This window comes from Limnobacter alexandrii (genome assembly GCF_005871185.1).
Classification (GTDB): domain Bacteria; phylum Pseudomonadota; class Gammaproteobacteria; order Burkholderiales; family Burkholderiaceae_B; genus Limnobacter; species Limnobacter alexandrii.
In genome coordinates this window covers 236,556-255,931 of the sequence record NZ_SWKN01000009.1, presented here as the reverse complement: position 1 = coordinate 255,931, position 19,376 = coordinate 236,556, and the positions used below count along the sequence as shown (strand labels likewise).

Below are 19,376 nucleotides of genomic sequence, written 5' to 3'. Positions count from 1 at the left end.
AGCGCACCGTTCTACGCAGAATGGTGCGCTGCACTAGTTGGGTGCCAGCCGCCCAGCCCAATTTCATCCCATTTCAATAAAAACAGCCTCTTTGTGGTGCAAAACCATGTCGAAATGGCTGGCACGACCCTTGCATTAACCCGGATGTAGGTCGTCAACGGCGGCGATCTGCAGGTGGATTGACAGGTCTCCCACGGTTGCGCAAGTGGCCAAGGGAGTTGGACAACGGCGTCCGTGCTGCTTCGTGCAGCCGGAGGCCGTTTTTTTTTGGGTAAATTGGGATTGAATATATGCTGATGTCCGTCAAAAAACAGAAGCTGGTGGTAATTGGTAACGGCATGGCCGGTATCCGGGTGGTTGAAGAGCTGATCAAGCTTGCCCCTGATTTGTATGAAATCACCGTGTTTGGCGCAGAGCCGCATCCCAATTACAACCGGATCATGCTTTCGCCCGTGTTGGCTGGAGAGCAGAAGTTTGAAGAAATCGTGCTCAATGATTGGGACTGGTACACCAGCAACAACATTACTTTGCACGTGGGTCGAGAAGTCACGGAAATTGATCGCGTGAAACGCTTGGTGAAATGTGCCGATGGTACGGTGGCACCCTACGATCGCTTGCTGCTGGCCACAGGCTCTAATTCATTCATCCTGCCGGTGCCAGGTTCCAATTTGCCCGGCGTGATTGGCTACCGCGACATTGCTGACACCGAAGCCATGTTGGAAGCTGCCAAGCATTACAAAAAAGCTGTTGTGATTGGCGGTGGTTTGTTGGGCTTGGAAGCGGCCAACGGTTTGGCCATTCAAGGCATGGATGTGAGCGTGGTGCATTTGCCCACCTGGCTCATGGAGCGTCAACTAGACCCCACCGCGGCAGGCCTGTTGCAGAAAAGTCTTGAAACCAAAGGTTTGAAATTCTTGCTGGCCAAAAACACAAAGGCGCTGCATGCAGGCCCAGATGGTCGCGTTGCGAAAATTGAGTTTGCCGATGGTGATATTCACGATGCTGATTTGGTAGTGATGGCCGTGGGCATTCGCCCGAACGACAAACTGGCCGCGACAAGTGGCCTGTTGTGCAACCGGGGTGTTGTGGTCAACGACACCATGCAAACGATTACCGATCCAAAAATCTATTCTGTGGGCGAATGCGCCAGTCACCGCGGTGTGGCCTATGGTTTGGTTGCACCCTTGTTTGAACAAGCCAAGGTGTGTGCCAACCACCTGGCCCAGTTCGGCATTGGCCGTTACGAGGGCTCAGTCACCTCCACCAAGCTGAAAGTCACCGGTGTTGATTTGTTTTCTGCCGGTAACTTCATGGGCGGTGAGGGCTGTGAAGAATTGCTGCTTTCCGACCCGATTGGTGGCGTTTACAAAAAACTGGTGATCAAGGAAGATAAACTGGTGGGCGCCTGCCTGTATGGCGACACGGTGGATGGCTCCTGGTATTTCAAGTTGATGCGCGAAGGCAAAGCCATCAAGGAAATTCGCGAGAAGCTGATGTTCGGTCAAAACAACATCGGCGACACGGGCCATGAAGGTCAAAGCCAGGCCAGCAAAATGGCAGACACCGATGAAGTGTGTGGTTGCAATGGCGTGTGCAAAGGCACTATTGTGCAGGCCATTAAAACCAAGGGTTTGTTCACCATTGAAGAAGTGCGCAAGCACACCAAGGCCAGCGCAAGCTGTGGTTCATGCACTGGGCTGTGCGAGCAAATCTTGATGAGCACCGCAGGTGCCGATTACTCCGCCACGCCCAAAACCAAACCCATGTGTGGCTGTACCGATCATGGTCACCAGGTTGTTCGTGATGCAATTTTCAAGCATCACCTGACCACCAAAGAAGAGGTGTTCGCCACCATGAATTGGCGCACGCCCAACGGTTGTGCAAGTTGCCGCCCGGCTGTGAACTATTACCTCATCAGTTCTTGGCCTGGCGAGGCGGTGGATGATCCACAAAGCCGCTTCATCAACGAGCGTGCGCATGCCAACATTCAAAAAGACAAAACCTATTCCGTGGTGCCACGCATGTGGGGCGGTGAAACAACTGCCGCTGAATTGCGTCGCATTGCCGATGTGGTCGACAAGTACAACATTCCCACGGTGAAAGTAACTGGTGGCCAGCGTATCGATTTGCTGGGTGTGAAAAAAGAAGATTTGCAAGATGTGTGGAAAGATTTGGACATGCCCAGTGGCCATGCCTATGCCAAAGGTTTGCGCACCGTGAAAACCTGTGTGGGCAGCGAATGGTGCCGCTTCGGAACACAAGACAGCACCCAGATGGGCAAAGACCTGGAGCGCGGTTTGTTCAAAATGTACGCACCTCACAAAGTAAAACTGGCTGTGTCAGGTTGCCCGCGCAACTGCGCAGAAAGTGGCATTAAAGATGTGGGCGTGATCGGTGTGGATTCCGGTTGGGAAATTTATGTGGGTGGCAACGGCGGCATTAAAACCGAAGTGGCCCAGTTCCTGTGTCGCGTGAAAACCTCCGATGAAGTCATGGCGGTGAGCGGTGCTTTCTTGCAGTTGTACAGAAAAGAAGGCTGGTACCTGGAGCGTACGGTGCATTATCTGGAACGCGTTGGTTTGGAACACGTGAAGGCAAAAGTAATTGACGATGTCGCCAACCGCGATGCCTTGTGGGCCGAGCTTCAAGCCGCGCTGGCCATTGAGGAAGACCCGTGGCACAAGCCCAAAGAGGCGCAGGTTGATTTGCGCCAGTTCATTCCAATCCAACTGGCGGAGGTGGTCTAATGTCGGCTTCAGAACTGATTGAACGAAAGGAAACTCAAATGGAATGGATCGACATTTGTGCGGTGGAAGACATCCCCGTGTTGGGATCACGCATTGTGCGTCGCCCCACCGGGCAAGACATCGCTATTTTTCGCAACAGCGAAGAGCAAGTGTTCGCACTGCTGGACGAATGCCCGCACAAAAAAGGCCCTTTGAGCCAAGGCATCGTGCATGGCACCACGGTTACTTGCCCCTTGCACAACTGGCAAATTGGTTTGGCCGATGGCTGTGCGCGCGAACCTGATGAAGGCTGCACAGCCAAGTTCATGGTGCAGGTGGTCGATGGCCGCGTGCATTTGAAAGCCAGTGAAGTGAAAAACCACGGCATCTGAAAGCGATCTCACTCATGACCGACCTGCTGCAACCGATCCAAAACACCAAGACAACCTGCCCTTACTGCGGCGTGGGTTGTGGTGTGGTGGTGCGCGCACAAGGCGGAAAAATAATTGATGTGAAGGGCGATGAAACGCACCCAGCCAACTTGGGTAAGTTGTGTAGCAAAGGCAGCAAGCTGGCTGAAACCGCCACTGTGAACGTGTATGGCCAAGTGCGCGCAAGCCAACCCTTGTTGCGCATTCAGCGCGACCAGCAAGTGGCCCCTACTGATTGGAACACCGCGCTTGATTTCACCGCACGTGAATTTGCGCGATTGATTTCAACCTACGGGCCAGACAGTGTGGGCTTCTACATCAGCGGCCAACTGCTAACCGAAGACTATTACGTGTTCAACAAACTCGCCAAGGGTTTGATTGGCACCAACAACATCGACACCAATTCACGCCTGTGCATGAGCAGTGCAGTGAGTGGCTACAAACGCACATTGGGAGCCGACGCACCGCCCTGCAATTACGATGATCTGGCTTTGGCTGATTGCGTGTTCATTGCTGGTTCGAATATGGCGTATGCCCACCCGGTTGCCTTTCGCCGGCTTGAAGCCTCGCGTGCTGCCAAGCCCGGTCACAAACTGATTGTGGTTGACCCCCGCGCCACCGACACCGCGCTGATGGCTGATTTACATTTGAAAATTCAGCCCGGTACCGACGTAATGCTGTTCAACGCCATGTTGCATGTGATGATGCAAAACGGTTGGCTGGACATGGCCTACATCAACAAACACACGGAAGGCTTTGAGGCCGTGGCCAAAGGCTTGGCTGATTACACACCCAAGCTTGCAGCCAGCGTGTGTGGAGTTCCCGAGGCAGACATTGTACTGGCTGCCACCTGGTTCGCCCAAAGCAACAGGACACTCTCCCTGTATTGCCAAGGGTTGAACCAGGCCACCACGGGAACCGATAAAAACACCGCGTTGATTGCCCTGCATTTGGCCACAGGGCAAATCGGCAAAGAAGGTTCAGGCCCTTTTTCACTGACGGGCCAACCCAATGCCATGGGTGGCCGCGAAGTGGGTGGCTTGTCTACTTTGCTGCCCGCGCACCGTGAATTGAACAACCCTGCACACGTGGCCGAAGTGGCTGCCTTTTGGGGTGTGAAGCAAATTAGCGCCACACCCGGGGCCAGTGCGGTTGAAATGTTCGATCAGCTGGAGCAGGGCAAAATCAAGGCGGTGTGGGTGGCCTGTACCAACCCGGCGCATTCACTGCCCAATTCGCAGAAGGTGGCCCGCGCCCTGCAAAATGCCGAGCTGGTGGTGGTGCAAGACGCCTACTTAACGCCCGCCACCGTGCAATATGCCGATGTGCTGTTGCCCGCCACCACCTGGGGCGAGAAAGAGGGCACAGTCACCAACAGTGAAAGGCGAATCAGCCGCGTGCGGCCCGCTTTGCCCGCCTATGCAGATTCAAAAAATGATTGGCAAATTGTGGTGGAATTTGCGAAGCGCCTTGAGGTTGAATTGCAAAAGCAGGGTGTTGAAAGCCCGCGCATCCACGACGGTGATGGCGCGTTCATGCCCTATGGCAACACTGAAGAGATTTTCAACGAGCACCGCGAAACCACGCGGGGCCGCGACTTGGACATTACCGGTTTAAGTTATGCGGTGTTGGAGACAAAGGGCCCGCAACAGTGGCCCATGCCGGAAGGGCAGCCCGAAGGCAAAGCCCGCCTGTATGAAGATGGGGCCTACCCCACAGCCACAGGCAAGGCGAAGTTCGTGTTTTCAAATTATGAGCCCGTGGCCGAAGAAGCGGATGCGCGTTTCCCCTGGCGCTTGAACACGGGGCGTTTGCGCGACCAGTGGCACGGTGCAAGCCGCACTGGTACTTTGGCTGAATTTTTCTCGCATGAAGCTGAGCCAGTGGTTGCCATGCACCCGGCCGACTTTAAGCGGCTCAACCTGAAGCCCAGCAGTTGGGTGTCGGTTAAATCGCGTCGCGCCACCATCACCCTGCGCGCGAAAGCGGATGAATCAGTTGCGCGCAACCAGGCTGTGTTACCCATGCATTGGGGGCCAGAATTCTTCGGTGGAAAAGCAGGCGTGGGTGGTGTGAATGCGCTCACCATTGAAGCCTTCGATCCGTATTCAAAGCAACCTGAATTAAAACATTCAGCCGTGAGTATTCAGCGCGTGCATTTGCCCTGGCAAGTGGTTGTGTTTGTTCACAGTGAGCATTGGCTTAGCCTGTGGCAAAAGGCCCGTGCGCTGTATGCCGAATTTGATGCGGCAGTGTGTGTGCCTGTGGGCCGTGAACAAACTGGTGTGTTGTTCCGCGCAGCCAGTGCGCAAGCACCTGCGAAAGAAATTATCGATCGCCTTCAAGCCTTGTTTGAATGCCAAGGCGGCGACATCATGGTTTATTCCGACCCACAAACCGATGCGCGCCGCCGCATTGGTCTGAAAGTTCAAGTCGCTGAGCAAGGTCAAACAGCCACGCTGAATAAAGTCTTCCTCGCTGGCAATATTGAATCAGAAGGCTGGCTGAGAAATTATTTCGACCAGCAATTGGATGTAATGCCCCTGCGCAGTTTTCTGCTGGCCCCGGCCAGCCAACCGCCCGGCGTGCAAACCGAAGCGGTGCGTATGGTGTGCAATTGTGTGGGTGTTTCAGAGCAGTCCATTCAAGCAGGCCTTGCCATCGCCTGTGCCAAACATCCGAATGCAAGCGAGAATGAATTGCTTGCTGATTTGCAAGGCCGCATCAAATGCGGCACGCAATGTGGTTCGTGCGTGCCCGAAATTCGCAAACTCATTCGCACACAGGCCAGCCTTGCTACAATAGCGCCTTGAGTTCTTCTTGAGTCGCCATGCCAAATTCCCTTCAATCAGACAAGTTCTCTTGCGCACCATTCATCAAAGAAATTGGTCGAGGGAAGGACGGCGCTCGCGGCTTGCCAAGAGAACAGGCGAAAACCTTGTTCTCTGCCATATTGCGTGGCGAAGTGTCCGATTTCGAACTGGGCGCGGTGCTCATTGCCTTGCGAGTCAAAGGCGAAAGCCACGACGAGCTAATCGGCTTTTTGCAAGCCATTGCCGAGCATTGGCCAGACGAAAGCCATTCACCCCATTTTCACACCTTGCAGGCGCTTGATGCGCAATCACAAGCCAGTGGCAAACCGGTGGTGGTTATTCCCAGCTACAACGGCGCCCGCCGCAAACCCAATTTTACGCCCTTGTTGGCAGGCCTGTTGGCCCAGCGCGGCTACCCCGTGCTCGTGCATGGTTTGCAAAGTGACTTCACCGGGCGGGTGACCAGTGCGGAAGTGTTTGAACACCTGAACTGGAATGCAGTGGACATGCCTTACACCGCACCGGTGTACATGCCCATGGCGCAAATTTACCCGCGCATTGAGGCGCTGTTGCAGACCCGCAAAGTGCTGGGTGTACGCAGTTGTACCCACACTTTGGTCAAGTTGATGGTGCCCAGTGCGTTTACCAATGCCTTGCTGGTGACCAGCTACACCCATCCTGAATTCTGGAATTTGCAACGTGAAGTGTTGTGCGCCACTGGCCACACTGCTTTGGTGTTGCGCGGCCATGAAGGCGAGCCCGTGGCTGCACCTTACCGCAGCCCCCGCATGGACGGTGTGAAGGCCGGTCGCACCTGGTGCATTTCCGAACCAGAAAACCTGTTCACCGAGCAGCCCGACCCACACCCGGACATCGACGCAGAGTCAACCGCACGGCTAATCGAAATGTGGCTGAACAATCCGCAGGAAATGCCGCACGGTTTTGCGCGTCAGCTGGATGCGATTGAAGCCGTTCACCAAGCACCAAACCAATCAATAAGCCATGCAGCAATTTGATCTCATTGTGATTGGTGCTGGCGCGGCTGGTCTGATGTGTGCTGCACAGGCAGGGCAGGGTGGCTTGCGGGTCGCATTGTTGGATCACAGTGAAAAGCTGGCCGAGAAAATTCGCATCAGTGGCGGTGGGCGTTGCAACTTCACCAATGTGAATGTGTCCGAGAACAACTTTATTTCTGAAAACCCGCGATTCGCTCGCTCAGCGTTGAGTCGCTATACCCCGGCAGACTTCATCGCCTTGGTGAAGCGCCACAACATCCCATTTCATGAAAAGCACAAAGGCCAGTTGTTTTGTGATCGCAAAAGCGACGACATCATCGACATGCTGGCTGCCGAATGCAATGCGGGCAAGGTGAAGTGGTTTCGCCCGCACAGCGTGAACGGGGTTGAGCACGATGGCAGTCAGTTCAAATTGAGTACCACTGCCGGGCCGCTGCAGGCGCGAAATGTGGTGGTGGCCACCGGTGGTTTGCCTGTGCCAAAAATAGGTGCAACCGATTTCGGCCTGAAGTTGGCCAAACAGTTTGGCCATTCACTGGTTGATCAGCGGCCTGCGCTGGTGCCGCTTACTTTTGATTCCAGCCTGTGGGAGCCCTTTGTTGAACTGGCTGGCGTGGCCTTGCCCGTGTTTAGCCGTGGCAGCGATTCCAATGCTCCCTGGTTTGATGAAGATTTATTGTTCACCCACCGGGGCTTGAGTGGCCCCGCGGTGTTGCAGGCCTCAACCTACTGGAACCCGGGCAAGCCAATTACCCTGAATTTGTCAGGCAAAGAAACCGATGCAGCTGCACTTCAAACCGATTTGATACAGGCCACCCTGGGCGCAAAAACCAGTGCCGAGAACTGGTTTGCTGCGCAAGTGCCACACTGGCCCAAGCGTTTGGTGCAAGCCTGGCTGAACAAACCTGAATTGCAGGCGATTGCCGGGCGCAAAGTGGCGGAGTTGGGCAAAAAGCAACTTGGCCCTTTGGCGCAGTTAATGGCCGCATGGCAGTTGGTACCCAGTGGCACAGAAGGTTACAAAAAAGCCGAAGTGATGCGGGGCGGTGTCAGCACTACAGATTTGCAGCCCAAAACGCTGGAATCGCGCAAAATTCAGGGCCTATACTTTATTGGCGAAGTGGTTGATGTGACGGGCTGGCTGGGCGGCTATAACTTTCAGTGGGCTTGGGCCAGTGGCTACACCGCAGCCCATGCAATATTGAGCCAAAAATAGTTGAAAATCCTTGAGAAAACCTTCTTTCACATGGTACTATCTCGGTCTTTGCCAGATTCCTGGCGGTAACTCTTTGCACTAACGCATTGGGTTTTGTAGAAAAATATCTGCGAAATCAATGGGTTGGAAGCTAAATACAACTTACGAACACCCGATTGGAGCCATATGCCAAACGTTCGCGTTAAAGAAAACGAGCCATTTGAAGTTGCCCTGCGTCGCTTCAAGCGCACTATCGAAAAAACTGGTCTGCTGACCGAACTGCGTTCACGCGAGTTCTACGAGAAGCCAACTGCTGAGCGCAAGCGCCTGAAGGCTGCTGCCGTAAAGCGTCACTACAAGCGCCTGCGCAGCCAAATGTTGCCCAAGAAAATGTATTGATTCGTTTGGTATGTCACTGAAAGCGCAAATTCTTGAAGACATCAAGCAGGCCATGAAGGCCCGTGAGCAAGCAAAGCTCACCACGCTTCGAATGCTCTCAGCGGCAATCAAACAAAAAGAGGTCGACGAACGCGTCGAACTCGACGATGGGGCGGTCCTCGCCATCATCGAAAAGCAAATCAAACAACGAAACGAAGCCGCCATCCAGTTTGAACAGGGTGGTCGGCCAGAGTCGGCTGAGGCTGAAAAGGCTGAAGCTGCCGTTTTGGCGTCTTACCTTCCCGCGCAATTGTCTGAAGCTGAAGTTGTAGCTGAAATTCAGGCCATTGTTCAGGCTGTGGGCGCAACTGGCCCGCAAGACATGGGCAAGGTCATGGGTGCCGTGAAAGCCAAGTTGGCTGGCAAAGCCGACATGAGCAAGGTTTCTGGTTTGGTCAAAGCCGCTTTGTCAAAATAAGCAAGCGCATCGCAAGCCAACAGCTGTTTCCCTCCCCTTTGGGTTTGTTATTCTAGAAGTCGGGCCATTGGCTCTGATTTTTCTGCGCGTGAACTCACCCAAACTGCATGATTCCTCAAAGCTTTATTGACGATTTGCTCTACCGCCTCGACATCACCGATGTGGTGGGCCGTTATGTGCAATTGAAAGCAGCAGGCGCAAACCTTCAGGGCTTGTGCCCGTTTCACAACGAGAAATCTCCATCTTTTACAGTGAGCCCTTCAAAGCAGTTTTATCACTGTTTTGGCTGCGGTGCGCATGGCAACGCCGTGGGTTTTGTGATGGAACACCTTGGGCTTACTTTTCCCGAGGCTGTTGAAAACCTCGCAGGCAATTTGGGCCTTGATGTGCCTTATGAAAAAGGCATGGATGTACCGGCCGAAGTTCGTTCTGAACGGGAAGAATTGGTGGAGTTGCTGACCCGCGCCGCCAATTATTACAAAGCACAGCTTAAAAAAAGCCCGCTGGCCATTGATTACCTGAAAAACCGGGGTTTGACCGGGCAGGTGGCGGCCCGCTATGGCATGGGCTACGCGCCCGACGGGTATCAAAACCTGGAAGCCGTGGTTGAGAATTACGCCAGCAATACCCAGCTGGATTTGGCTGGGTTGACAAAAATCAGCGACAGCAATCGGCGTTACGATGCATTTCGTGGCCGCATCATGTTTCCCATTCGAAATGCCAAAGGGCAGGTGATCGGGTTTGGTGGTCGTGTACTGGGCGATGAAAAGCCCAAGTATCTGAACAGCCCTGAAACGCCAGTGTTTTCCAAGGGCCATGAGGTTTATGGCCTGTTTGAGGCACGCCAGGCCATTCACAAAATGGGATACGCCCTGGTCACCGAAGGGTATATGGACGTGGTGGCCCTGGCGCAATGGGGCTTTGAGAACGCAGTGGCCACCCTGGGTACAGCGGTGACACCCGACCATGTGTTGAAATTATTCAAGCAAACCGACCGCCTGGTTTTTGCGTTTGACGGCGACGGTGCAGGGCAAAAGGCCGCATGGCGCGCCTTGCAAGCCTGTTTGCCGCATGTCAGCGAGAACAAACGGGCCGATTTTATTTTTCTGCCTGCCGAGCACGATCCCGATTCCTTCATTCGAACCGAGGGGCCTGACGGCTTTGAGGCCATGGTGGCGCAAGCCGCGCCATTGTCGGAATTTTTGACGCGTTATCTGGAACGCAACTACCCCTTGCAGCAAATTGAGGGCAGTGCGGCAGCCATCTCATTCTTGAAACCCTTGATTGTGCAAATGCAGCCCACGGTTTACAGGTCTTCCTTGTTGCGTGCGCTGGCCAATTTGCTGGGTGCCACGCCCATGGAACTTAGCCGGCACCTGGGCTTAAAAAGCCGCGAGGGTGGGGGTGATTACTTCTCGCCGAAGAACAAGGGACAGTTTCAGGGTGGGGCGCAAAACGGACAGCAGGGAAAGTTTTCCAGCAACAAATTTGGCAAAAAGTTTGGCAAGTTTGATGAACAGCCTTTGCAAAACAACTGGGGCCCCAGGCCCACCGCGAAATCGCCTTTGTTAAGCCTGGCTGCGCGGGTTATTCGCGCGCCCCAGCATGTCGAGTTGTGTAATTCGCTGCTTGAGTTGTATGAACGCGATCAAAACCCGGCCCCGGAAGTGCACAGTTTCGTTCATTTGCTTGAAAAAGTCAGAAGCGACCCCAACTTGCTTGAGGCGCGGCTTCAACATGCCTTCAACGACGAAGTGCATCAAAATTGGGTTAACTCGGTTCTGAAAGAAGCACGCGGTTTGGATGATTCCCTCGATTTTGAAACCGAGTTGCGTTCTGGCGTGTATCAATGTAGTGAGCTTTGGTTTAAAGCCGAGCTGGAGCGCTTAACCGCCGAGATGCCCACTCAAGGCGAGCAACTCCGTTGGTATCACGAGTGCATGCAACGCTTCCAAGAATTAAAACAAAAGCGAGTTAATCAGTTATAATTAAGGGTTACGGTGCAGCTTTTGCATCTTTTTGTAGTGCGTTTTTTGCGCACTGAGTGGCTGTTATTGAGTTGTTCAGGGAATGAATGTTCAAAATACTCAACATTTTTTCAAAAACACAGGAACAGAAAGCCAAATCCGGCCACAAAACCAAGTCTGCGAAGTCACAAACCGTGAGTTCTCAGCATACCGATACACACACACAGATTCCTGGTGGCCAAAAGCCGGAGAAGGAATCCTCCACTAAGGCATCCAAACGCAAGGGAGCGTCGTCAATGGCAGGGAAGAAGGTTTCTCCTCAAAAGGCAACTGTAAAAGAAGCGAAAGTAAAAACCGTGGTTAAGAAGACAGAATCCAAGAAAACAGCACCTGTTGCTGAAAAGCCTGTGAGCAAGAAAGCCGCTGCGCCCGCACCTGCACCCGTTGTGGCTGAAGAAAAGCCCAAGCGTGGACGCAAGCCCAAAGTGGTTGAAGCAGCGCCCGAGCCTGTGGCCAAAGCCGCCAAAACAGCGGCCAAGCCTGCCAAGGTGGCTGAGCCGGTCGCCGTTGAGGAAGCACAGCCCAAAAAGCGGGGCCGCAAGCCCAAGGCTGTTGAGCAGGCCGCACCCGTTGCAGCCGAAGCGCCCAAGGGCCGTGGTCGCCCACCGAAGGCTGGCAAGCCCAAGGCCGAGGAAGAGGACGATGAGGACATCGATTCCGGTGCAGATGCATCGCTCGATTCCGACGATGTGCCTGAAGACGATGATTCAGATGCCAAAAAAGCCGACCTGGTGATCATGCCCAAGCGTGGTCGCGGCTCCAAAGCCAAGGACAAAGCGCTGATCAATTCGGCTTACCTCAGCTCGGCCAACGCCACAGTCGAAGAACTTGAATTGCGCCGCAACCAGCTTAAAACCCTGATCAAAATGGGTAAAGAGCGCGGCTACCTGACCTTTGCTGAAATTAACGACCACTTGCCAGACGATGTAACTGATGGCGAAGTGATCGAAGCCATGGTCAGCACCTTCCACGACATGGGCATTACTGTTTACGAACAGGCCCCTGACGCCGAAGCCTTGCTGATGAACGACAACGCACCGGTTGGCACTTCTGCAGAAGACGCGGAAGAAGAAGCCGAAGCTGCGTTGAGCAACGTGGATTCCGAGTTTGGTCGTACCACTGACCCGGTTCGCATGTACATGCGTGAAATGGGCACCGTTGAGCTGCTGACCCGCGAAGGCGAAATTGAAATTGCCAAGCGAATTGAAGCAGGCCTGAAAGACATGGTGCAAGCCATTTCAGCTTGCCCGGCCATTGTTGAAGACGTGGTGGGTTTGGGTAAGCGGATCGCTGAAGGCTTGTCGACCGTGGATGAAGTGGTTGATGGCATTATTGATGACTCGATCACCGAAGAAATGGTGGAAGCTACTGCGCCTGAAGAAACCAACGATGATGACGACAGTGATGACGAGGAAGAAGGCAACGACGGCGGTACTACATCGGGCATGTCGGCTCGCCAGCTCGAGGAGCTGAAGAAGAATTCGCTGGTAGTGTTTGCTGAAATTGAAAAGCAATTTGCCAAATTGAACAAGGTTCGTGCCGACGGCGGTTACAACACACCCGCCTACAAAAAGGCCAAGGAAGCGATCGCCGAGCAGTTCATGAAAATTCGCTTTACCGCCAAACAAGTAGAGCGTTTGTGCAGCATTTTGCGTGAACAAGTCGACAGTGTTCGCAAAATTGAACGTGAAATTTACGACATTGCGGTAAACCGTGTGGGTGTGCCCCGTGAACAGTTCATCGACAAGTTCCGTGGCCATGAAGTAGAGGCGGCTTGGGTTGACACCTTCAGCGCATCCAACGCAGCGTGGGCAGAAACCTGGTTGCGCAATGTGCCTGCAATCAATGAATTGCAGCAGAAGCTGGTTGCCATTCAAGACGCGGTCTCACTGCCCTTGAACGACCTGCGCGCGATCAATAAGCAAATGGTGTCCGGTGAAAACCGGGCCCGCTTGGCCAAGCGTGAAATGATCGAGGCCAACTTGCGTTTGGTGATTTCGATTGCCAAGAAGTACACCAACCGTGGCTTGCAATTCCTCGATCTGATTCAGGAAGGCAATGTGGGCTTGATGAAAGCGGTGGACAAGTTTGAATACCGCCGTGGTTACAAGTTTTCAACGTATGCCACCTGGTGGATTCGTCAGGCCATTACCCGTTCCATTGCTGACCAGGCACGCACCATCCGTATTCCGGTGCACATGATCGAGACCATCAACAAGATGAATCGTATCAGCCGTCAAATTTTGCAGGAAACCGGTATTGAGCCTGATCCAGCCACGCTGGCCGAGCGCATGGAAATGCCCGAAGAAAAAATCCGCAAGATTTTGAAAATTGCGAAAGAGCCCATTTCGATGGAAACACCGATTGGCGACGACGACGATTCTCACTTGGGCGATTTCATCGAAGACAACCACACTTTGGCCCCGCAAGACGCAGCGCAATACAGCAGCTTGCGCTTTGTGACCAAAGACGTGCTGGATTCGCTGACCCCACGCGAAGCCAAAGTGCTGCGCATGCGTTTTGGTATTGAAATGAGCACCGACCACACGCTGGAAGAAGTGGGCAAGCAGTTTGACGTGACCCGCGAGCGGATTCGTCAAATTGAAGCCAAGGCACTTCGCAAGCTGCGTCACCCCAGCCGTTCAGACAAGCTGAAAAGCTTCTTGGAAGGCGAATAACGCTTTTGAAAGGTAAAGTGGGGCTGTAGCTCAGCGGTTAGAGCAGAGGACTCATAATCCTTTGGTCGAGGGTTCGAACCCCTCCGGCCCTACCAGTAAAAACAAGGACTTAGAGGTGAACAGCCCCTAAGTCCTTTTGTTTTCAAACCTTGATCAGCAGGGCGTTGAATTCTCGGATTACTTGCGTGAATGCATCTGCATGCAATGTTTCCAGGCGATGTGCCCGAAGTTTCGCAACATGCTCAAAGGTAAGCGGTTCCGCTTCAATCACACCCATGGTCCAGTTGTCGAACATGCGTTCTTTCATTGGAGAGATTTGAATGATTCGGCTGTCAGTGTGCCGCTTGTCGTCCAGAATTTTCATGTAGGTGCGCAACACGATTTGCTCGGGCCCTTCAAGCACTTGCATGAACATGCCGCCGCCATGAACCAACACGCCAGTGATATCTGCAACCTTGTTGTTTTTTCTGGAGGTCAATAGAATTTCCTTCAGTACTTCTTCACTGAAATCGGACTTGGCTTGGCTGCAATAAAGTAGACGAATCATGAGTAGCGGTCCGAGTAAGGTCTTGGGATTTTAGATATTGCATTTTCTTCCATCATAGTGGTTTACGTGGATGTTCGCCTGTAAGGGAGTGGATACATTCTATGTAGTGATGTTGTCTTTATTAATCAATGTCTTAGTTTTTTTAGGCATAGCGTTCCGGATAAAGTGGTGGCCGAGAATGCTCCGTGACTGCAAATCTATTTTCTCGTTATAGCAGGTACAAATAGCAGCAAATACAACTGGCTCATAAGAGAACCAGACAGTAAGTATTTTTAGTATTTGTCAGCTGTTATTCAGCTAAGGGCAACACAATGAACGCTGAGCAAAAATACCAACAATAGCCGAGAGCACATGGACCGTACCGAGCGACTTTATAAAATCGACCGCATGCTGAATGAACGCAAGGTGGTTGCTGTTGATGTGTTTCTTCAAGAATTGGGAATTTCACCAGCGACATTCAAGCGTGATCTCGAATACCTGCGAGACCGTTTGAATGCGCCAGTGGTGTGGGACAGGGACGCGGGTGGTTATCGTTTTGCACAGCAAGGTGTGGGCGATGCCTATGAACTTCCAGGCTTGTGGTTCAGCGCAGCTGAAATTCACGCATTGCTAACAATGCAACAATTGCTTTCCTCGCTTGGCCCGGGGTTACTAACGCCCCATGTAGAGCCCTTACTTTCGCGGCTAAAAAGCTTGTTGGAACGCGAGGGTTTGTCTGCAGATTCAGTTCAAAGGCGAATTCGAATACAGAAGGTTGCCGCCCGAGCCTACGAACCAAAACATTTCACGCCGATTGCTACAGCCGTGGTGCAGCGCCGCCGAATAATCATTGATCACCACAACAGAAATCGCGGGGATGTGGTTCGCCGTGAGGTGTCGCCGCAGTGCCTTACGCACTATCGAGAAAATTGGTATTTGGACGCTTGGTGCCACCTACGTAATGAGTTACGAAGTTTTGGCTTGGATGCGATTCAGCGCGTCGAGATTGGCGAGTCTGTAGCGCACGACATGAATGAAGCTGAAATGCAGGAAATTTTAGATTCCGGTTATGGTGCATTCACCGGTAAAGACATTGAATACGCCGAGTTGGAATTTACCGCACCGCGGGCGCAGTGGGTTAGCAAAGAAACATGGCACCCAAAGCAAGAGTCCACGTTTCTTACAAATGGCGTTTACCGCCTTAAAGTACCGTTCAGCAACCCGACTGAGCTGGTGATGGATATATTGCGCCATGTTCCCTTCGTAAAAGTTGTGTCGCCGCCTTCGGTTCGCGATCGAGTGCGTAAGGCACTTGAAGAAGGGCTAGAGAATTTGTGATGCGCTTATTTGACTGGGTAACCCATCATGGCTGAACTTATTCCCTCTGCAGATTTAGTCGGCCCGGTACCCGCTAAAAAGCGCAATGAATTCAAAACTGCGCAGCTGTTGGCTGAGTACCTTCCTCCTCACTTCAAAGTATTTCACTCGGTGCACTGGGCTACTCAGAATTGCGACAAAACGTTTCTGGGTGAAATCGATTTCATTGTGTTGAGCCCAACTGGCCGCCTTTTGTTAATTGAACAAAAGAATGGTGGCCTGCTTGAAGGCAAGGATGGTGTTAGTAAGTTGTATGGCGCTCAGCAAAAAAGCGTGAATATGCAAATGAACCGAAACTTGGAAAATTTGCAAACCGCTTTTGAAAACCGAAGTGGCCAAAAACTTGATATTGATTTGTTGATGTATTGCCCTGATTACACAATCAAAGACAAATCAATTGTTGGAATTCCAGCAGACCGAGTTGTTGACCAACCACAAGCGGATGTGCTGCCAGAGATTGTGCAGCATGTGCTCACTGAAAGAGCTACCGCCAGACACACATGTGCTGATGCAGTTTTAATTTCCGCCTTTTTAACCAATCAACTGAACGTACGCTATGACATCGGCTTTTTGGGTGGCTTAGCCAAATCAGCTTACATAGAGCAGGCTGCTGGCTTGTCGGAATGGGTAGGCCAGATGAGCGGAGCGCCGTTTCGTTTGTTGATTAATGCCACCGCTGGATCGGGCAAAACACAGTTGGCACTCGACGAGCTGGCTGCCGCAGAGTCTGTTGGCCAAGCCGCGTTGTATGTGTGCTTTAACCGTAACTTGGCGGAAGACATGAAAAAGGCGACTGGGCGGCCAGATACCTGTACAACTTTTCACGAATTGGCACGTGTGCTGTACGAGTCAAATGGTTTCGATTACAAGCCAAGTGCCCCAGGCTTTGAGCAGAGTGCAGAATACTTTGCCGACCATGTTGAGCAGTTTGCAAACAGCGTAGACGTTTTGCTGATTGATGAGGCCCAAGACTTTGAGGCTCTGTGGCTGAACACCTTGTTTAAGCTTTGTAAGCCCGGTGGGCGCTTGATTGTTTTGATGGATGAAAACCAAAAACTATATTCAAGAGTGAGTGCAGACTTTGGTGGTTGGATAAAAATTGATCACCAGGTGACTTATCGTTGTCCGCGAATTGTGACTGACCATATCAATGAATTTGGCTTGGCTGCCCAGCCAATTGTTAGCAGAAGTGTGGTGGAGGGGCTGCCGTCAATTCTTGAAGTTTTCGAGGCAGGCAATATTGATTCCTTACTGAAAGCCACTGAAAAAGTACTTACGCAGTTGTTGGCCGAGGGGCATGTGAAGGACGAAATTGCATTGCTAACAGTGAAAGGCGCGGAATCTAGTGATTTGCTTAAACATGATTTGATAGGGAAGCATTGTCTTAAAAAGATTGTTGGGCGAACAGTGTCCGGAGATTTTGAGTATTCGGATGGCGAGGTGTTGGCCGACACAGTATTTCGATTCAAGGGGCGGTCCGCAAACTGCGTGGTGCTCACCGAGCTTGATTTTCAGGAGCTGGATGAAAACCGAAAGCGACGACTTTTTGTGGGGATGAGTAGAGCCAGGCTGCGGTTGGCTTTGGTGATGACACAAGAGGCGGCCGGGCTGTTGTTGGGTGAAAGTAACAATTAAATGAGCAGGCTCATGCTGTGAGCTTCATGGTGTTCAAACTGGGTTCATGTTTGGGGATATTCCCAGACAGCCGCCAACAGAATTGGCTGCATAACCCTCTTTATTTGAGACCCACCATGAAGATATATGTCCCGGCGTTGCTTGTTGTGTTGTTTGCCACTGGTTGTGCATCGATCACCAAAGGTACTAGCCAAACCTTGGTTTTTAACTTGGATCCCCAAGAAACACGGTGTACTTTGAGTCGTGATGGTGATGGTGAAATTGGATCGATCAATGCCCGAAATAACACAGTGACTGTGGGTAAGGATAAGGACGATATTTTGGTGAAGTGTCAGGCTGAAGGGCATGCCCAGAAGATTACCCGCTTGGTAAGCTCAGCTGACACGGCAGGTGTCGTGGGTGGGGTATTTATCGATTTGGGTATTACCGACATGGTGACTGGGGCCATGTGGCAGTACCCGAATACGACTACCATCACTCTTGAAAAAGAAAGTGCTCAAGAAAAGAGAACAGAAACAACCTCGATTCGATAACATATTTTTTTGATCGATGTTTCGCTTGCCTTGTGAATGACTTGGCTAAGCGAAATTTATATTGCTCCACAACGTCAATCGAAATCTGATTGAGAAGACAACTTCGATATACGCGGAAGATTTAATGATTACCCCTGAGATTGCAAAAACTATTACCGAGAAGATAGATGGCATCACGCCATTTTTTGCCGAAATTGGACCTAAGAAAGGTGTGGCACATGTTGATAAAACATACCGATTTGGTCGCTCAGGTAGACATATCGCGATTGTAAGAAAGGGCACTCAAAATGGAGTGACCATTTATATGAATCAGAGATCGGTCTCGGGCGATATTTTTCCTGAAAATACCTTTCCTCAGGCGATTGTCACAGAAAGGTATCCCATGGGATATCAAGGTAAAACTGGCGATAAGGGTTTGTCTTCGTCGGCCGCCCGGTTGCCGTCTATCAATCCAAAATTTAATTCTGCTATGCGTGTCTCTGTCTCGACTCCGGCAGAATTTCAACGTGTTTTGAACTGGTATTTTTCTATCAAAGAGTCGTTTACGGTTAAAGAGGCCGAGCGCTTGGTTACTGATTCCAAGGCTGCACAACCGCAGGCGCCTAATTCATCAATGATTACTGACAATGTTCAAAGAACGCTGGAAAGTGATACCACGAACCTTAGTGCAGGCGAACGGGAGGCAGTGGTCAAGGTTCGTTTTGGTCAGGGAGCTTTTCGATCAGCTCTTCTAGATATCGCCGGTGAGGTTTGTTGGATGTCGGGCATCGAGGGCAAAGAGCTATTGATCGCATCGCATATACAGCCTTGGGCGCACTGTGAAAATAATCCAGATGCTAGAGGATGTTGTGATAATGGGCTTTTATTATCATCACTTTGGGATGCAGCGTTTGACGCTGGCCTAGTGGCGTTCGATGAAGAGTGGCGTGTGTTGAAGTCATCGATACTTAGTCAATCTGCTAGGAAATGTCTTGGGCTGGAGGAAGAAAGGTTTCTCCCAGAAAAATTCAGGAATGCTCGGCGTGAGGAATATTTGAAGTATCACCGGAAAGTTGTGTTTAAGGGATAAGTATGAGGAGGATTGTGATTCCGATGTCGTGAGGGTAACTGGTCTCTACTAGTTGAGTTGAGGCCATTCGAGCGAATTGACAGGACTGGCTACAACGCTTGGCAACCAATCTAAAGATTGCTTTTTAATTCCGCATTCCCAAAGTATGAACACACGCCATCCCTGTTCTTTCAGTGCATCAACAGCTGCTCGATCCCGCAAGCTGTTCTGCATGAACTTTTTTTGCCAAAACTCACTGCGAGTAGCAGGCGTCGAAGCATACTTACAGTTGAAGTGACGGTGCCAAAAACATCCGTGAACGAAAATGCAAAGCTTATACCTTTGCATGACTATGTCGGGTTTGCCAGGCAGAGTAGGGACATGAAGTCGATAGCGTAAACCGGCACTGTAAAGTATGCGGCGTACTGCCATTTCTGGTTTTGTATCTGCACTCTGAATATTGCTCATCATTCTGGAGCGAGTTTGCTTATCTACAATATCTGTCATTCGGCCAT

15 protein-coding genes and 1 tRNA gene are annotated in these 19,376 nt (G+C 51.8%); 14 read left to right on the top strand and 2 right to left on the bottom strand.

What is annotated here, in order from left to right; all coding sequences use genetic code 11:
• The first annotated feature begins 290 nt into the window (after nucleotides 1-290).
• The 10 genes from nirB (at nucleotide 291) to FCS97_RS12875 (ending at nucleotide 13,837) form a co-directional block, all read left to right on the top strand.
• Nucleotides 291-2,747: a nitrite reductase large subunit NirB gene (gene nirB, locus FCS97_RS12920; protein WP_138518842.1), complete on the top strand. Its 2,457-nt coding sequence runs from the start codon at nucleotides 291-293 to the stop codon at nucleotides 2,745-2,747.
• The gene (gene nirD / locus FCS97_RS12915) at nucleotides 2,747-3,118 is read left to right on the top strand and encodes a nitrite reductase small subunit NirD (RefSeq protein WP_138518841.1); all 372 of its coding nucleotides are present in this window, start codon (nucleotides 2,747-2,749) and stop codon (nucleotides 3,116-3,118) included. Before nirB ends, nirD begins: the two co-directional genes overlap by 1 nt.
• A 14-nt stretch (nucleotides 3,119-3,132) precedes the next feature.
• The gene (locus FCS97_RS12910; protein WP_171035314.1) at nucleotides 3,133-5,970 is read left to right on the top strand and encodes a nitrate reductase; all 2,838 of its coding nucleotides are present in this window, start codon (nucleotides 3,133-3,135) and stop codon (nucleotides 5,968-5,970) included.
• Between the two features lie 17 nt (nucleotides 5,971-5,987).
• Nucleotides 5,988-6,986 carry a DNA-binding protein YbiB gene (gene ybiB, locus FCS97_RS12905; protein WP_138518840.1) on the top strand — a complete coding sequence of 333 codons (999 nt, stop codon included), beginning with the start codon at nucleotides 5,988-5,990 and terminating at the stop codon, nucleotides 6,984-6,986.
• On the top strand, nucleotides 6,973-8,202 hold the full coding sequence (locus FCS97_RS12900) for a BaiN/RdsA family NAD(P)/FAD-dependent oxidoreductase (protein ID WP_138518839.1): 1,230 nt from the start codon (nucleotides 6,973-6,975) through the stop codon (nucleotides 8,200-8,202). The genes ybiB and FCS97_RS12900 overlap by 14 nt, the downstream gene beginning before the upstream one ends.
• 165 nt (nucleotides 8,203-8,367) lie before the next feature.
• Entirely contained in the window at nucleotides 8,368-8,580 is a 213-nt protein-coding gene (gene rpsU, locus FCS97_RS12895; RefSeq protein WP_105027193.1) for a 30S ribosomal protein S21, read from the top strand.
• A 10-nt stretch (nucleotides 8,581-8,590) separates the two neighbouring features.
• The gene (locus FCS97_RS12890; protein ID WP_138518838.1) at nucleotides 8,591-9,037 is read left to right on the top strand and encodes a GatB/YqeY domain-containing protein; all 447 of its coding nucleotides are present in this window, start codon (nucleotides 8,591-8,593) and stop codon (nucleotides 9,035-9,037) included.
• 107 nt (nucleotides 9,038-9,144) lie between these two features.
• Nucleotides 9,145-11,025 (top strand): DNA primase, encoded by a 1,881-nt coding sequence (gene dnaG / locus FCS97_RS12885; protein WP_138518837.1) that lies wholly within the window; start codon nucleotides 9,145-9,147, stop codon nucleotides 11,023-11,025.
• Between the two features lie 275 nt (nucleotides 11,026-11,300).
• On the top strand, nucleotides 11,301-13,742 hold the full coding sequence (gene rpoD, locus FCS97_RS12880; RefSeq protein WP_246066342.1) for an RNA polymerase sigma factor RpoD: 2,442 nt from the start codon (nucleotides 11,301-11,303) through the stop codon (nucleotides 13,740-13,742).
• A gap of 19 nt (nucleotides 13,743-13,761) precedes the next feature.
• Nucleotides 13,762-13,837: transfer RNA gene (locus tag FCS97_RS12875), tRNA-Ile, on the top strand.
• Between the two features lie 47 nt (nucleotides 13,838-13,884).
• Here FCS97_RS12875 and FCS97_RS12870 read toward each other — a convergent pair.
• The gene (locus FCS97_RS12870) at nucleotides 13,885-14,289 is read right to left on the bottom strand and encodes a BLUF domain-containing protein (protein WP_138518835.1); all 405 of its coding nucleotides are present in this window, start codon (nucleotides 14,287-14,289) and stop codon (nucleotides 13,885-13,887) included.
• 351 nt (nucleotides 14,290-14,640) lie between these two features.
• Here FCS97_RS12870 and FCS97_RS12865 point away from each other — a divergent pair, with 351 nt between their 5' ends.
• From FCS97_RS12865 to FCS97_RS12850, 4 genes are all read left to right on the top strand, one after another.
• A complete protein-coding gene (locus FCS97_RS12865) occupies nucleotides 14,641-15,606 on the top strand; it encodes a helix-turn-helix transcriptional regulator (RefSeq protein WP_138518834.1) in 966 nt (321 codons plus the stop codon).
• 27 nt (nucleotides 15,607-15,633) lie between these two features.
• Entirely contained in the window at nucleotides 15,634-17,280 is a 1,647-nt protein-coding gene (locus FCS97_RS12860) for a nuclease-related domain-containing DEAD/DEAH box helicase (protein ID WP_138518833.1), read from the top strand.
• A gap of 26 nt (nucleotides 17,281-17,306) precedes the next feature.
• The gene (locus FCS97_RS12855) at nucleotides 17,307-17,813 is read left to right on the top strand and encodes a putative periplasmic lipoprotein (RefSeq protein WP_138518832.1); all 507 of its coding nucleotides are present in this window, start codon (nucleotides 17,307-17,309) and stop codon (nucleotides 17,811-17,813) included.
• A gap of 124 nt (nucleotides 17,814-17,937) precedes the next feature.
• Nucleotides 17,938-18,882, top strand: a complete 945-nt coding sequence (locus FCS97_RS12850; protein WP_138518831.1) for an HNH endonuclease — start codon at nucleotides 17,938-17,940, stop codon at nucleotides 18,880-18,882.
• Between the two features lie 48 nt (nucleotides 18,883-18,930).
• Here FCS97_RS12850 and FCS97_RS12845 read toward each other — a convergent pair whose 3' ends face one another.
• Nucleotides 18,931-19,368 carry a very short patch repair endonuclease gene (locus FCS97_RS12845; RefSeq protein WP_138518830.1) on the bottom strand — a complete coding sequence of 146 codons (438 nt, stop codon included), beginning with the start codon at nucleotides 19,366-19,368 and terminating at the stop codon, nucleotides 18,931-18,933.
• Nucleotides 19,369-19,376: the final 8 nt, after the last annotated feature.

Bases quoted from the DNA above. Each gene is read 5' to 3' on its own strand.
- FCS97_RS12860 (WP_138518833.1), top strand. From the start codon at position 15,634: ATGGCTGAACTTATTCCCTCTGCAGATTTAGTCGGCCCGGTACCCGCT.
- ybiB (WP_138518840.1), top strand. From the start codon at position 5,988: ATGCCAAATTCCCTTCAATCAGACAAGTTCTCTTGCGCACCATTCATC.
- FCS97_RS12870 (WP_138518835.1), bottom strand. From the start codon at position 14,289: ATGATTCGTCTACTTTATTGCAGCCAAGCCAAGTCCGATTTCAGTGAA.
- FCS97_RS12890 (WP_138518838.1), top strand. From the start codon at position 8,591: ATGTCACTGAAAGCGCAAATTCTTGAAGACATCAAGCAGGCCATGAAG.
- FCS97_RS12865 (WP_138518834.1), top strand. From the start codon at position 14,641: ATGGACCGTACCGAGCGACTTTATAAAATCGACCGCATGCTGAATGAA.
- nirB (WP_138518842.1), top strand. From the start codon at position 291: ATGCTGATGTCCGTCAAAAAACAGAAGCTGGTGGTAATTGGTAACGGC.
- rpoD (WP_246066342.1), top strand. From the start codon at position 11,301: ATGGCAGGGAAGAAGGTTTCTCCTCAAAAGGCAACTGTAAAAGAAGCG.
- nirD (WP_138518841.1), top strand. From the start codon at position 2,747: ATGTCGGCTTCAGAACTGATTGAACGAAAGGAAACTCAAATGGAATGG.
- FCS97_RS12845 (WP_138518830.1), bottom strand. From the start codon at position 19,368: ATGACAGATATTGTAGATAAGCAAACTCGCTCCAGAATGATGAGCAAT.
- FCS97_RS12910 (WP_171035314.1), top strand. From the start codon at position 3,133: ATGACCGACCTGCTGCAACCGATCCAAAACACCAAGACAACCTGCCCT.
- FCS97_RS12900 (WP_138518839.1), top strand. From the start codon at position 6,973: ATGCAGCAATTTGATCTCATTGTGATTGGTGCTGGCGCGGCTGGTCTG.
- dnaG (WP_138518837.1), top strand. From the start codon at position 9,145: ATGATTCCTCAAAGCTTTATTGACGATTTGCTCTACCGCCTCGACATC.
- FCS97_RS12850 (WP_138518831.1), top strand. From the start codon at position 17,938: ATGATTACCCCTGAGATTGCAAAAACTATTACCGAGAAGATAGATGGC.
- FCS97_RS12855 (WP_138518832.1), top strand. From the start codon at position 17,307: ATGGTGTTCAAACTGGGTTCATGTTTGGGGATATTCCCAGACAGCCGC.
- rpsU (WP_105027193.1), top strand. From the start codon at position 8,368: ATGCCAAACGTTCGCGTTAAAGAAAACGAGCCATTTGAAGTTGCCCTG.